The organism is Nesterenkonia salmonea, assembly GCF_005771525.1.
Taxonomy (GTDB): Bacteria; Actinomycetota; Actinomycetes; order Actinomycetales; family Micrococcaceae; genus Nesterenkonia; species Nesterenkonia salmonea.
This window is the reverse complement of the sequence record NZ_VAVZ01000010.1, coordinates 43,496-56,267: the sequence shown is the minus strand read 5'-3', so window position 1 is coordinate 56,267 and position 12,772 is coordinate 43,496. Positions and strand designations below refer to the sequence as shown.

Annotated in this window: 14 protein-coding genes; all 14 read right to left on the bottom strand. The window is 61.9% G+C overall.

Annotation, left to right across the window (positions count from 1 at the left end; genetic code table 11):
* Nucleotides 1–116 precede the first annotated feature (116 nt).
* The 14 genes from lgt to ribD all read right to left on the bottom strand — a co-directional run bounded on the left by lgt (nt 117) and on the right by ribD (nt 12,768).
* The gene (gene lgt, locus FEF26_RS05275; protein WP_166432923.1) at nt 117–1,169 is read right to left on the bottom strand and encodes a prolipoprotein diacylglyceryl transferase; all 1,053 of its coding nucleotides are present in this window, start codon (nt 1,167–1,169) and stop codon (nt 117–119) included.
* 13 nt (nt 1,170–1,182) lie between these two features.
* Nucleotides 1,183–1,974 carry a tryptophan synthase subunit alpha gene (trpA, locus tag FEF26_RS05270; RefSeq protein WP_138252493.1) on the bottom strand — a complete coding sequence of 264 codons (792 nt, stop codon included), beginning with the start codon at nt 1,972–1,974 and terminating at the stop codon, nt 1,183–1,185.
* A complete protein-coding gene (trpB, locus tag FEF26_RS05265) occupies nt 1,971–3,179 on the bottom strand; it encodes a tryptophan synthase subunit beta (RefSeq protein ID WP_138252516.1) in 1,209 nt (402 codons plus the stop codon). Before trpB ends, trpA begins: the two co-directional genes overlap by 4 nt.
* A gap of 56 nt (nt 3,180–3,235) precedes the next feature.
* Entirely contained in the window at nt 3,236–4,051 is an 816-nt protein-coding gene (gene trpC, locus FEF26_RS05260) for an indole-3-glycerol phosphate synthase TrpC (protein WP_138252492.1), read from the bottom strand.
* A gap of 11 nt (nt 4,052–4,062) precedes the next feature.
* Nucleotides 4,063–4,473, bottom strand: coding sequence for an HGxxPAAW family protein (locus FEF26_RS05255; protein WP_138252491.1), 411 nt, complete (start codon nt 4,471–4,473; stop codon nt 4,063–4,065).
* A gap of 83 nt (nt 4,474–4,556) precedes the next feature.
* Nucleotides 4,557–5,141 carry a Trp biosynthesis-associated membrane protein gene (locus FEF26_RS05250; protein WP_138252490.1) on the bottom strand — a complete coding sequence of 195 codons (585 nt, stop codon included), beginning with the start codon at nt 5,139–5,141 and terminating at the stop codon, nt 4,557–4,559.
* Complete coding sequence (locus tag FEF26_RS05245) at nt 5,141–6,796, bottom strand: anthranilate synthase component I (RefSeq protein WP_138252489.1); 1,656 nt, start codon at nt 6,794–6,796, stop codon at nt 5,141–5,143. Before FEF26_RS05245 ends, FEF26_RS05250 begins: the two co-directional genes overlap by 1 nt.
* Nucleotides 6,796–7,119 carry a phosphoribosyl-AMP cyclohydrolase gene (hisI, locus tag FEF26_RS05240; protein WP_138252488.1) on the bottom strand — a complete coding sequence of 108 codons (324 nt, stop codon included), beginning with the start codon at nt 7,117–7,119 and terminating at the stop codon, nt 6,796–6,798. The genes FEF26_RS05245 and hisI overlap by 1 nt, the downstream gene beginning before the upstream one ends.
* A 12-nt stretch (nt 7,120–7,131) precedes the next feature.
* The gene (gene hisF / locus FEF26_RS05235; RefSeq protein WP_138252487.1) at nt 7,132–7,896 is read right to left on the bottom strand and encodes an imidazole glycerol phosphate synthase subunit HisF; all 765 of its coding nucleotides are present in this window, start codon (nt 7,894–7,896) and stop codon (nt 7,132–7,134) included.
* A 45-nt stretch (nt 7,897–7,941) separates the two neighbouring features.
* Entirely contained in the window at nt 7,942–8,868 is a 927-nt protein-coding gene (hisG, locus tag FEF26_RS05230) for an ATP phosphoribosyltransferase (protein WP_138252486.1), read from the bottom strand.
* 11 nt (nt 8,869–8,879) lie between these two features.
* Nucleotides 8,880–9,143: a phosphoribosyl-ATP diphosphatase gene (locus FEF26_RS05225; RefSeq protein ID WP_138252485.1), complete on the bottom strand. Its 264-nt coding sequence runs from the start codon at nt 9,141–9,143 to the stop codon at nt 8,880–8,882.
* A 23-nt stretch (nt 9,144–9,166) separates the two neighbouring features.
* Nucleotides 9,167–9,664 carry a 6,7-dimethyl-8-ribityllumazine synthase gene (gene ribH / locus FEF26_RS05220; RefSeq protein WP_138252484.1) on the bottom strand — a complete coding sequence of 166 codons (498 nt, stop codon included), beginning with the start codon at nt 9,662–9,664 and terminating at the stop codon, nt 9,167–9,169.
* Nucleotides 9,661–11,688 carry a 3,4-dihydroxy-2-butanone-4-phosphate synthase gene (ribB, locus tag FEF26_RS16310; protein ID WP_138252483.1) on the bottom strand — a complete coding sequence of 676 codons (2,028 nt, stop codon included), beginning with the start codon at nt 11,686–11,688 and terminating at the stop codon, nt 9,661–9,663. The genes ribH and ribB overlap by 4 nt, the downstream gene beginning before the upstream one ends.
* Nucleotides 11,689–12,768: a bifunctional diaminohydroxyphosphoribosylaminopyrimidine deaminase/5-amino-6-(5-phosphoribosylamino)uracil reductase RibD gene (gene ribD, locus FEF26_RS05210; protein WP_243730426.1), complete on the bottom strand. Its 1,080-nt coding sequence runs from the start codon at nt 12,766–12,768 to the stop codon at nt 11,689–11,691. It lies immediately after the preceding gene.
* Nucleotides 12,769–12,772 lie beyond the last annotated feature (4 nt).

Sequence of the window (12,772 nt, the reverse complement as noted above, 5' to 3'; positions counted from 1 at the left end):
TGTGGGTGCGCCTGCATCATATTGGGTGCGTGACTGCAGGTACGGCGCTCACTCAGCGTTCGAGTGGTCGGTGTTCTATCTTGCGCCTGCGCTTGGGCAGGCGCAAGTCAATGTCCTCAGTTTTCACTCCGTGGACCCGTACCGGGGCTCTCATCGGGGGCGCGGTCTGCCGCATTCTCTGCATCGGCTTCGCCACCGGCGCTTCCGGCCAGAGCCATGTCTCCGGTGCGATGTGGAGAGTCGGGCGAGTATATTTCGGCGTGTTCGGCGATCTCCGCTTCGGTCTGGGGCCGTTTGATGAACAGCCATACCAGAATAGCCATAGCCACGACAAAGATGACGAAAGCGACGATTTGGTTCAGACGCCAGTCCAATCCCAGGAGGTCCCGAAGCGGGTACTGGGTGGACTTGTTGACTTCATCGATTCGCATGGATTCGATCCAGAAGCGGCCCAGCGCATAGTACGCCACGTAGGTCCATGCGATCAGGCCCTGGCGGAACTGGAAGCGCTTGAACAGCAGGATCAGGGCCACGAAACCAAGTAGGTTCCAGAGTGATTCGTAGAGAAAGGTGGGGTGAAACAATCCGCCGTCAGCGGCATATGCGGGGAGGCTCCCGGTCAGTCCCTGATGCTGCTGATCAGTGTCAATGCGCAAACCCCAGGGGAGGTCGGTGGCACGTCCGAACAGCTCCTGATTGAACCAGTTTCCCCAGCGGCCGATGGCTTGGGCCAGTATGACGCCGGGGACAATCGCGTCAGCAAATGCTCCGAATTTGATGCCGTTCTTGCGGCAGAAGAACCAGACGGCGAATGAGCCGGCCATTACCGCTCCAATGATGGAGAGCCCACCCAGCCAGAGCTGGGGAATCCTCGTGAGATCGCCATCAGGACCAAAGTACGCATCAGGTGAGCTGACCACGTGATAGATGCGCGCTCCGACAATTCCAATCAGAACCGCCCAGAGCATCGCTGAGAAGACGTCGTCGCTCTGTCCTCCACGGGACTTCCACAGTCGGGTGGCGACTACCACGGCCATCACAATTCCGATCATGATGACCAGGGTGTAAAAGGCGATGAAGAACGGTCCGGGAAGGTCGATACCGCGTATCGGCGGAGGGGGGAAGCCCGTAAGTGTCTGGGCACCAGAAGATAGAGTAGAGAGCATCATAGATGGAACCGTATCAGGACTTTCCAGAGAGCTGGCGAGCCAACTCTCCCACAGCGTCAGGCCCGCCATCCCGCAGAGCTGCCACGAGTGCGGTGCCGACGATCACACCGTCAGCGTAGCTTCCGATCTCCTCCACATGGGAGCGCGCAGAGACTCCAAGCCCTACGCAGACCCTGCGGGCACCAGCCGCTTTGGATGCGACAACGACCTGTTCGGCGAGGTCGGACACGGAGTCTCGGGTTCCCGTGACGCCCATAATAGACACTCCGTAGACGAACCCCCGGGAGGATTCTGCGACCATCTGCGCCCGTTCAGGGGCGGAGGTGGGTGCCGAGAGGAAGATGCGGTCCAATCCGTATTTGTCGGTTGCGGCCAGCCAGTCCTCGGCCTCGTCGGGAATCAGATCCGGGGTGATGGCACCTGCTCCCCCGGCCTCAGCCAGGCGGCGGGCGAACTCATCTGCGCCCATCCGGTCGATGAGGTTGTAGTAGGTCATGACCAGCACAGCAGCACCAGTGGCCTCTGTGACGGCCCGGACAATCTCGAACACTTCGCTGATTCGGAAGCCGCGGGCGAGAACCTCGGTGGTCGCCTGCTGGATGACAGGGCCGTCCATCACCGGGTCCGAGTACGGGATGCCGACCTCGAGAATATCTGCGCCGTTCTCGATCAGAGCGATCGCAGCTTGGATCGAGGTTTCCTTGTCCGGGTACCCGGCCGGCAAGTAACCGATGAAGGCCGCCCGACCCTCGGCGGCAGCGGCGTCAATCGCGGCCGCGCTCTTCGACTGAACTACTGCGGTCATGCTTGGATCCCTACCTCTGGTGCTTCGGCATCAGCTGATTCGACGTCAGTTTCCTGGTCGGGAAGAAGGTCGAACCATTCAGCAGCAGTAGCAACGTCCTTATCACCGCGACCGGACAGGTTCACGATGATCACCTTGCCTTCACCCTCAGAGCCCCACTCAGCCGAGAGTCGTGCGGCTCCTGCCAATGCGTGGGCTGACTCGATGGCGGGGATGATGCCTTCAGTTCTGCAGAGAGATTCGAAGGCTGACATGCAGTCGGCATCAGTCACCGGCTGATAGGTCACTCGTCCCTGGTCATTGAGGTACGCATGTTGGGGGCCGACGGACGGGTAGTCGAGACCTGCTGAGATGGAGTGGCTGTCTACTGTCTGGCCGTCCTCATCCTGCATGAGGTAACTCCGAGCGCCGTGGAGAACGCCTGAGCGGCCCAATGTGATGGCCGAGGCGTGACGTCCTGTCTCGACCCCGTCTCCTCCTGCTTCGTACCCGTAGAGCCCGACCTCGGGGTCATCGAGGAACCCGTGGAAGATTCCTATTGCGTTGGACCCGCCTCCCACACAAGCGGCAACGGCCTCCGGCAGCTTACCGGTCTGGGTGATGATCTGCTCCCGAGCCTCCTCACCGATGACTTGGTGGAACCAGCGGACCATTTCTGGGAACGGATGTGGCCCGGCGACTGTGCCGAGAACGTAGTGGGTGGTCTCTACGCTCGCGACCCAGTCCCTGAGTGCCTCGTTGATCGCGTCCTTCAGGGTCTGGGCCCCGTGGTCAACGGGAATTACCTCTGCGCCTAGCAGTTGCATGCGTGCCACATTGAGCGCCTGGCGACGAGTGTCAGCTGAGCCCATGTACACGACGCAGTCCATTCCGAAAAGGGCTGCGGCCGTAGCTGTCGCAACGCCGTGCTGCCCAGCGCCTGTTTCAGCGATGAGCCGGGTCTTGCCCAATCGTTGAGCAATGAGTGCTTGCCCGAGGACATTGTTGATCTTGTGACTTCCGGTGTGGTTCAGATCCTCGCGCTTGAGGAAGATTCGCGCATGCCCTGCCTCGGCTGCGAATCGCTTCGCTTCGGTCAGCAGGGAGGGTCGGCCGGTGTATTCCCGGCAGAGCCGGAAGTATTCCTCCGTAAACTCTGGATCAGCCTTGGCTTTGGCGAAGGTGTCGGCGACTTCGTCGAGGGCGGCCACGAGGGACTCCGGCATCCAGCGACCACCGTAGTCACCGAAATAGGGGCCCGCGGCATCGCGGTAATGAGTGTTCACTGTGCCTCCTTAGAAAGGCTTGCAGACCGGAAACTCTTAACAGCTGCGGTCGGGTCCCCATGTTTCACGAGAGCCTCGCCCACCAATACGGCGTCAGCACCCTGCCGAGCGTAGTCGAGGACGCCGTCGGGGCCACTGACTCCGGACTCCGCGACCCGCACCACGTCGTGCGGAAGGTGACGAGCCATCGCTGAGTAGTGGTTGAGGTCAACGTCGAGTGTCTTCAGGTTACGAACATTGACGCCGACAATCCGCGAACCCACCGTAACTGCTCGTTCAATCTCTTCTTCGGTGTGGGCTTCAACGAGGGCGTTCATTCCGAGTTCATGAGTCAGCGAGAGGAAATCTCGGAGTTGACGGTCGTCGAGTGCGGCGACAATGAGAAGCACAAGGTCGGCACCATAGGCCCGCGCCTCATGGAACTGGTACTCATCGACCATGAAGTCTTTGCGCAGCACCGGAATGTCCACACCCGCGCGGACCGCCGCGAGATCGGAAAGGGAACCTCCGAAGCGGCGAGACTCTGTCAGCACCGAGATGACACTGGCACCGCCGGATTGATAGGCAGCAGCCAAAGCCGCAGGGTCCGGGATCTCCGCGAGGGCGCCCTTCGATGGGGAGGAACGTTTGACTTCGGCGATGATCCGGACACCTGAAGGGTCGTCCCGTCCGGCCTCCAGGGCGGTGTGGGCGTCGAGAGCTGAGTCCGCTGACGCCGCTAGTGCCTGCATCTCGCTCAGCGGGGTTTGCCGGGCGCGCGCCTCCAGGTCTTCGCGGACTCCTTCAATGATTGAGTCGAGGACTGTGGTCATTCAGTACGGCTTCAGCTGGTGCTGGCATCGGGCTGGCGCTTTTCGACGCCGCCCCTCGTGTTGTCCGGTGTCGCCGGACCTGAGTAGTTCCGTGGATCCTGCCCGCGACTCAAAACTGCCGCAGAGTCCATTTCCACGCCATAGCCGGCTTTCTTCAATACCACGCCAAGTATGAGCGCCACGGGTATCAGGGCAGCACCTATGGCGATGGCGATCCACCAGGCGTCCGACCAGGCCAGTCCGATGAAGCCCACACCAGCGATCACGCTGCCCAGAACGATCGTTCCTGAGAGTGCCCACGCAGCGGGAGTGGAACCGTGGCCGATGTGATCATGATGGATGTACGCGTCATCCGATGTGGGTTTCTGCTCCACGTCACGAACGGGCTTCTGAGCCTGTGCTGTCGCCTGGTTGGCAGCCATAGACCTACTCCTCTACACGATGTCGAAATCCTTTAGACCTATTCTGCCAGATCGGCCGTCGGCGGTCTGCACGGCCGTCATGATCAGCGCCGATCGGTGGGATCATCCCCATCGGAGAGATCGTCCCACAGGTCAATTTCATCGGGGTCTTCCGCGCGGGACTGTCCACGGGAGTACTTCTTGGCTGCCTTCTCATCACTCCAGCCGGGGGAAAACAGCAGCATTCCCAGGGAACTGATGACGAGCATGACTGAACCGAGAACGGCTAACCAGACCGCGAACCCTGGAGCGTATGTTGCTGCAGGGTCCGTCGTCCCGGTGAACTCTGACAGCGCAGGGGCGGCCGTTGCTGCGGGGTCGATGAGTGTGAGCACCGCACCTGTCAGTGAGATCACGCCCGCCCCGAGCAGAACGGCTCCAATGAGTCCGCGGACCCACTTGCGCGCAATGGTGGCGGCCACGCCACCAGCCACTCCGACCAGTCCCATGGCTCGGACTGCCGGTGACATATCGCCACCGAGCAGAGCCACTTCGTCGGCGGCTGCAGTATCGGGCAGGCCCGTCGCCGTCACCCAGGTCAGGGCTGTGGAGATCAGCAGAAGCACCGCACCCACCTGGATGATGAGGATGGTGTTCTTCCGCTGGAAGATAAACGCGAGATGGCCCATCAGTGGTGCAACCTATCAGTAGGAGTTTCGACGCCCGGGGTAGCCCGCTCACCGTGGGGAAGTGCCGCAGTACCCGAGGGCCCGTCTTCTTGGAGCGGGATGAGTCGTGCCGCGGCCAACACTGCTCGCAGCGGCGCTGCGGCTTTGCTCACCGTTTCTTGCCGTTCGGTCTCATCATCAGAGTCCGCCACAATACCCCCGCCGGACTGGACGTAGGCACGGCCCCCGGTGAGCACCGCGGTGCGGATGGCGATGGCTGCGTCCATTCGGCCGGAGATGTCAAAGTACCCCACCACTCCTCCGTAGATGCCGCGACGTGTGGGTTCCCACTCGTCGAGCAGCTGAAGCGCCCGGGGTTTGGGTGCCCCCGAGAGTGTGCCGGCTGGGAAGGTCGCTGCCAGCACATCATAGGGTGACGATGACGCCGCCACCTTTCCTTGAACGTGCGAGGTCAGGTGCATCACATGGCTGAAGTGCTCGACTCCCATGAACTTTGTGACTTCCACGGAACCGGGCACGCAGACTTTGGCCAGGTCATTGCGCGCCAAGTCGACGAGCATAATGTGCTCAGCGCGTTCCTTCTGATCGGCGAGCAGATCTTCCGCAAGAGTACTGTCCTCGGCTGGCGTGGCCCCGCGCGGGCGAGTCCCGGCAATTGGGTGGGAGACCACATTGCGCTGGGCATCCATAGTGACGAGTGCCTCTGGCGAGGCTCCGACCACCTGATACGGCTGACCCCCCGGCGTCTGGAAGTGCATCAGGTACATGTAGGGGCTCGGGTTCAGCAGGCGCAGCATGCGGTAGACGGCCAGGGCGTCCACATCGGTCTCGACTTCGAAGCGGCGGGACACCACGATTTGGAAGACGTCCCCATCGACGATGGCCTGTTTGGCTTTGCTCAGCGTGGCCAGGTACTCGTTCTGGTCCCAGCTGTGTTTGACCTTGTGCTGGAGGTCATCCTCTACCGCATCGGTCCAGTCCTCTTGAGCGGCTGAGAGGCCGGGAGCCACCGGACGAGCCAACTCGTCCCGCATCGAATTGAGTCTCGCCGCGGCGTCGTCGTAGGCCTGCTCTGCCCCGGAGGAGCGACCATCGGTGTTGATGGCATTGGCAATTAACGTCACCGTGCCGTCTCGGTTGTCGTGGACAGCCACGTCTGAGATCAGGTTCATGGCCATATCCGGCAGACCGAGAGCATCGGCAGGTGGATGGGGAAGCCGTTCCCACTGACGGACCACATCCCAGCCGACGTAGCCCACCAGACCGCTGGTCAAGTGGGGAAGCCCCTCGGCGAACGCACGGCTGCCCAAGAAGTCCAAAGTCTTGCGAAGCACCTCTGCGGTGCTCCCGGTGGTGGGGGTCCCCGCAGGCGGGTCACCGAGCCAATGCGCCTGGCCATCCTTTTCCGTCAAAGTAGCCAGGGATCTGACACCGATGAAGCTGTACCGCGACCATGCAGCTCCTGGCGCGGCAGACTCCATCAAGAACGTTCCCGGTTGGCCAGCACCATGCTCATCAGCCGCGAGGGCGCGATAAATGCTCAGGGGTGTGTGAGCGTCCGCGAGGAGTTTCATCGTTACTGGGATGACGCGGTGGTGACGTGCCAGGTGGAGAAACTCGTCCTTGGTCGGGGTAACAGCACCCAGGGCGTGCATCAGCTGATCTCTCTTCCGGTGAAGCAGGTTTCGGCTCCTGTGTGGCAGGCTGGCCCGATCTGGTCAACCGCTAAGAGTATGGTGTCGCCGTCGCAGTCCAGCGACACCGACTTCACGTGCTGGATGTGGCCGGAGGACTCGCCCTTCACCCAGAGTTTCTCCCGCGAACGGGACCAGTAGGTGCCACGCCGGGTCTCCAGTGTGGCGTTGAGCGCCTCGGCGTTCATCCACGCCATCATGAGCACTGACCCGGTCTGTGTGTCCTGGGCGATTGCGGGCACGAGGCCGTCGGCGTTGTACTTCACGTTCTCAAGCGTTGTCATCGGGATTCTCCTTCATCGGACGCTGTGTCCGGCCTGGCGCAGCGCATCCTTGACCCGGGCGATCATGTCCACCGGACCAAAGTGGAACATGCTGGCCGCTAGAACGGCATCCGCCCCGGCGTCGATGGCGTCAGGGAAGTGTTCGGGTTTTCCTGCACCGCCGGAGGCGATGAGTGGCACCCAGGTCACCGCACGTGCCGCGGAGATCATGGCGATGTCGAACCCGTCTTGGGTGCCGTCGGCATCGATGCTGTTCAGCAGGATTTCCCCGACACCGCGTTCGGAGGCCTCTGCAATCCAGTCCAGGGCATCGAGTCCGGTGCCTTCTCGACCCCCGTGAGTCGTGACTTCGAACCCGGAATCAGTGGTCAGACTGCGCCGAACGTCTGCGGAGAGAACGAGCACTTGGTTGCCGAAACGCGCCACGATTTCATTGATCACCGCTGGCCGGGCAACAGCTGCAGTGTTGATGGAGGCCTTATCGGCCCCGGACTTCAGGAGTCGGTCCACGTCCTCAACGCTGCGCACTCCCCCACCGACGGTCAGTGGAATGAAGACCTCCTGGGCCGTCTGGGTGACGACATCGTAGGTGGTCACGCGGTCAGAGGAGGATGCAGTCACGTCGAGGAAGGTCAACTCATCGGCACCGGCCAGGTTGTACCGGTGGGCGAGCTCGACTGGGTCACCGGCGTCACGGAGCTTCTCAAAGTTGACACCTTTGACGACCCTGCCAGCATCCACATCTAAGCAGGGAATTACCCGTACAGCCAGTGACACGGCACTCCTTCTTGTTTCAACGGTGAGCGCGCTGCTTCGGTCAGTTCAGACGCGGCAGGCGTGAATGGTGGTGACCAGGATAGCCCGGGCCCCGAGCTCATACAGGTGGTCCATCAACTGGTTGGTGCGTTTGGCCGGAACCATAGAACGCACCGCCACCCAGTCCGGGTCTGCCAGCGGGGAGATCGTGGGTGACTCCAGCCCTGGGGTGATGGCGGTGGCTGCCTCCAGATCGGAGCGACGGATGTCGTAATCCATCATCACGTACTGCCGAGCCACCAGCACGCCCTGCAGTCGACGGATCAGGCGCTCAGTATCGCGTTGAATGACCGTGTCGTCGTCCTGGTCGGAACCCCTGCCGGAGATGAGGATGGCCTCTGAGACCATCACAGGCTCTCCGAAGGTTTCCATCCCTGCAGCCTTGAGCGTGTTGCCGGTTTCGACGACATCGGCAATGGCATCTGCGACGCCGAGCCGGACCGCAGATTCGACGGCACCGTCAAGGTGGACAACTTCAACATCTGGGATCCCTTGGGAGGCGAACCAATGGGTCAGGAGGGCATCGTAGGAGGTGGCGACGCGCTTGCCGGCGAGGTCTGCGGCCACACTGTAGTGCCCCTTGGGCCCGGCCAGCCGGAAAGTGGAGCGGCCGAAGCCAAGCCCCATGATCTCCTGGGCTCCAGTATCTACTCGCGCGTCCTGAAACAGGTCACGACCAGTGATCCCGACGTGGAGAATCCCCGAACCGACGTAGACGGCGACATCGCGTGGTCGGAGGTAGAAGAACTCAATGCCGTTCTCCTCATCCACCATGACCAGCTCTTTGCGGTCGCGACGTTGCAGGTAGCCTGCCTCGGAAAGCATGGACATGGCCGCCTCAGAGAGTGCGCCCTTATTGGGCACCGCAACACGGAGTCTCTGGCCGTCCCGTGGCCCGGGGACGGAGGTGGGCTCAGCGGAAAGCTCAGACATAGTGGCCTTTCTTACAGGTAGCGGTAGACGTCTTGGGGGCTGATTCCCTTGGCGAGCATCATGACCTGCAGATGGTAAAGCAATTGGGAGATCTCTTCTGCGGCTGCATCAACTGACTCATATTCGGCAGCCATCCAGACCTCAGCGGCCTCTTCGACGACTTTCTTGCCGATCTGATGGACTCCTGCGTCCAGTGCAGCGACGGTGCCAGAACCTTCAGGACGTTCGGCGGCCTTGCGGGACAGTTCGGTGAAGAGTTCGTCAAAGGTTTTCATCGCCTCCAGCTTACTCTGAGCTTTCAGCCGATGGTGCCGATCTGGACAGCCGTGGCCACAGCTGCGTGCGCGGCTTCGTAGCCTTTGTCCTCACGAGATCCCTCAAGACCTGCTCGATCAAGCGCCTGCTGCTCATCGTCGCAGGTCAGCAGTCCGAATCCCACGGGAGTTGTGCTCTCCACCGATACTTTGACCAGGCCATCGGTGGCTGCGGAACACACGTAGTCGAAATGCGGTGTCCCGCCCCGAATCACGACACCCAGTGCGACGACGGCATGGTGGCTCTGTGCTGCCCGCGCGGCGAGCACCGGCAGTTCGAAGCTGCCGGGGGCAGCGAGCCTGGTGACGGCGTCGTGCTCAATCCCGACTTCTGTCAGGAACCTGTCGGCCCCGGCTCTCAAACCATCCATAATCTGGGTGTGCCACCGGGAGGAGATCACGGCGATCCGGAGATCCTTGGCTGTTTCACGAAGTTCCAGCATCTCTTGGGGATCGATGCTCAGTGCTCCTGCTCCACTCATGAGGTCTCCTTCGTCGCAGTGTGTTTCTTGGATTCGTTCTGTTCATTGAGCGCAAGATGATCGAGCATATGGGCCATTTTGTCGCGCTTAGTGCGCAGGTAACGTTCGTTGTCGGGGTGAACAACCCCGTTGCTGGGCACCTGCTTCACGGTCAGACCAGTCGCAGCGAGCGCATCAACTTTGGTCGGATTGTTGGTGAGCAGCCGCAGGTCGCTGATTCCCGCAGCGTGCAGGATCGCTGCCGCCCCGGTGAAGTCTCTGAGCTCTGCGGCAAGACCGAGCATCTCATTGGCCTCCACTGTGTCGGCGCCTTTCTCCTGGAGCTTGTAGGCGCGCAGCTTATTCGCCAGGCCGATGCCGCGCCCTTCGTGCCCGCGGAGGTACAACAGGTGACCGCCGAGTTCGTGAACAGTGTCGAGGGCCGAGGCCAGCTGTGTGCCGCAGTCGCAACGGTGTGAGTGGATGACGTCTCCTGTGACGCATTCTGAGTGCAGGCGCACCAGGGGCTGGTCCGGATCAGGGTTCTGGGCCGAAAGCAGCAGGTGCTCATGACCTGTGGTGTGCTCGGTCCACACCTGAGCGTTGAAAACTCCGAAGTCTGTGGGAAGAGTCACCACAGGTCCGCCGCTGACGAGCTTGGAGGCCTCATCTTTGGGGGCTTCCCAGGAGGTCAGGTACGACTCCCGGACGGCGTCGGGGCGGGGCGTTCCACCTCGGTACTCAATGAGATCGGCGATGCTGATCAGGGCGAGCTCATGAGTGTCGGCGAACTGGCGTAGGGCAGGCAGCCGCATCATTGAACCGTCGTCATGGACCAGTTCAGCGATGACACCTACCTCCGACTGCCCCGAGAGCCGGCAGAGATCCACTGCGGCCTCAGTGTGGCCATCGCGTCCGAGAACACCACGTGGGTCGGCGATCAGCGGAAACATGTGGCCGGGCCGGGTGAGATCGGCTGGCTCAGTTTCCGAACTGGCCAGCACTGCCGCCGTCAGCGCTCGATCGTAGGCGCTGATACCAGTGGACTCCACGGATTTTGCGTCGCAGCTGACCGTGTAGGCGGTTCCCTTGGGGTCCTCATTGCTGCTGACCATCGGGGGAAGATCAAGGTGACGTGCCCGCTCTGCGGTCATAGGCACGCAGATCACACCGGAGCTGTGCCTGATGGTGAAACCCATCAGCTCCGCCGTTGCCGCCGAGGCGGGGAAGATGAGGTCGCCTTCGTTCTCCCTGTCGGCGTCGTCGACGACGACTACGGGGCGTCCGGCGGCGAGGTGGTTCAGGGCCACCTCAACAGGGTCAAGTAGCGGCGCCGGAGTTGCTGGCTGCGGTATCGAAGGAAGGGATCCCGCCTCAGAGGGAGTGTCCTCCGAGCCGGCTGAGCCTGCAGCGTGGGTCTCGAAGGTCAGCATGCGGCGGACGTACTTCGCCAGGACATCCACCTCGAGGTTCACATTGCTGCCCAGTTCTTTGCGTCCCAGCGTAGTGTCCGCCAAGGTAGCTGGGATGAGTCCCACCTCGAACCATGGAGACTCCTGCGCTGGGTCGGGTTCAGAAGCGTGACCGGCCGTGCTGGCAGCTGTGACGGTCAGGGATACGCCGTCGATGGCGATCGAGCCTTTCTCCGCGACGAACTCCGCCAGTTCGGCTGGAATGGCAAAACGGTGCCGACCGTCGTTGGTGTCTCGCTCGATGAGAGTGCCGATACCGTCCACATGCCCTTGGACCACATGGCCGTCAAGCCGCGCCCCTGAGGGAAGGCAGCGCTCCAGATTCACCGCGTCCCCTGATGCGAGTTCACCGAAGGTGGTCCGTTTCAAGGTCTCGGGAATGAGCTCGGCCGTGAGGCGGTCACCGCTGATCTCCACCGCGGAGACGCACACGCCATTGACCGCGATGGAACCGCCCAGTGCCAGACCCTCCACGTGGCCGGGTGCGGAGAAGACAAGCCGCTCCACCCCCTTTGTGGGGTCAGGGGTTCTGTCGATAACGCTGCCAATGCCGGTGATGATGCCCGTAAACATTTAGCGCGCTCCTTTCGGCTCCGGCTGCAAGTGGATGCAGACATCGTTGTCCATAATGGTGGTGGGGCCGCCGTCGGCGACGTCGAGTGTGTAGCGGCGAGCTTCAGTCAGTGTGGTGACGCCGAGATCGGCCAGGCTTGATCGGCCGGACCCCAGAATCAGTGGGGCTGTGTAGAGGAATATCTCGTCCACCAGGTCAGCGGCGAAGAATGCGGAGAGCACCGACTGACCGCCCTCAACCAGCACATGCTTGACCGGGTGACCGTTGTGCTGGGTGGTGGCCAGATCCTTCAGCGCTTTCAAGGGGTCCCGAGTCCTCAGGTGGATCCACCCCTCACCTTCGGGGCGGCCCTGTTTGAGCTGGGCTTTCTCGGGTACGTCGCTGAGCCCCATGACCGCGCGCAACGGCTGGGCTGGCGTCAGCGCGCCACGCTCATCGCGGGCTGTAAGGCGCGGATCGTCGGTTCTGACCGTATTAGTGCCTACGAGGATGGCGTCGACTCGCTGGCGAATCATATGGGTGTGTTCCCGTGACGTCTCCGAGGTGATCCACTGGCTCGTGCCATCGGCCGCTGCGATGCGCGCATCAATGCTCTGCGCGAGGTGGACGGTGACAAAAATGCGCTGCTGTCCGGCCGCTTCATTCCACCGATGGTTGAGTTTTTCGCACTGCTCTCTGAGAATGCCGTCGACGACCTCGGTACCTCTGGTGCGCAACACTTCGACGCCGCCACCATTGGGCGAAGGGTCTCTTGCTCCGACGAGAACGGTACGAACTCCCGCATCAGAGATGAGGTCCGTGCACGCTGGCTGACGCCCGTAGTGCGTACACGGTTCTAAGGTCGTGTAGAGCGTTGTGGAGGAAAAGTCGGTGACTCCGGCTGCAAGAGCTCTTGTGAGGCAGTCACGTTCGGCATGGTAGGTGCCGGCTCCGCGGTGGTGACCCGTCGCGAGGATCCGTCCGTGGGCATCGACGAGTACCGACCCGACAAGTGGGTTTGCGCCTCTGGGGCCTAGAATTGCGGCCTCCAGGGCGGTCTGCATGGTGTCGTCACTGGAGGACGGGTGGGCAGTGCCCAATGAA

Coding starts and splice junctions, on each gene's coding strand:
- ribB (WP_138252483.1), bottom strand. CDS start 11,688: ATGTTTACGGGCATCATCACCGGCATTGGCAGCGTTATCGACAGAACC.
- FEF26_RS05250 (WP_138252490.1), bottom strand. CDS start 5,141: ATGGGCCATCTCGCGTTTATCTTCCAGCGGAAGAACACCATCCTCATC.
- FEF26_RS05255 (WP_138252491.1), bottom strand. CDS start 4,473: ATGGCTGCCAACCAGGCGACAGCACAGGCTCAGAAGCCCGTTCGTGAC.
- FEF26_RS05225 (WP_138252485.1), bottom strand. CDS start 9,143: ATGAAAACCTTTGACGAACTCTTCACCGAACTGTCCCGCAAGGCCGCC.
- hisI (WP_138252488.1), bottom strand. CDS start 7,119: ATGACAACGCTTGAGAACGTGAAGTACAACGCCGACGGCCTCGTGCCC.
- hisG (WP_138252486.1), bottom strand. CDS start 8,868: ATGTCTGAGCTTTCCGCTGAGCCCACCTCCGTCCCCGGGCCACGGGAC.
- FEF26_RS05245 (WP_138252489.1), bottom strand. CDS start 6,796: ATGCACGCCCTGGGTGCTGTTACCCCGACCAAGGACGAGTTTCTCCAC.
- lgt (WP_166432923.1), bottom strand. CDS start 1,169: ATGATGCTCTCTACTCTATCTTCTGGTGCCCAGACACTTACGGGCTTC.
- trpC (WP_138252492.1), bottom strand. CDS start 4,051: ATGACCACAGTCCTCGACTCAATCATTGAAGGAGTCCGCGAAGACCTG.
- ribH (WP_138252484.1), bottom strand. CDS start 9,664: ATGAGTGGAGCAGGAGCACTGAGCATCGATCCCCAAGAGATGCTGGAA.
- trpB (WP_138252516.1), bottom strand. CDS start 3,179: ATGCCGGAGTCCCTCGTGGCCGCCCTCGACGAAGTCGCCGACACCTTC.
- trpA (WP_138252493.1), bottom strand. CDS start 1,974: ATGACCGCAGTAGTTCAGTCGAAGAGCGCGGCCGCGATTGACGCCGCT.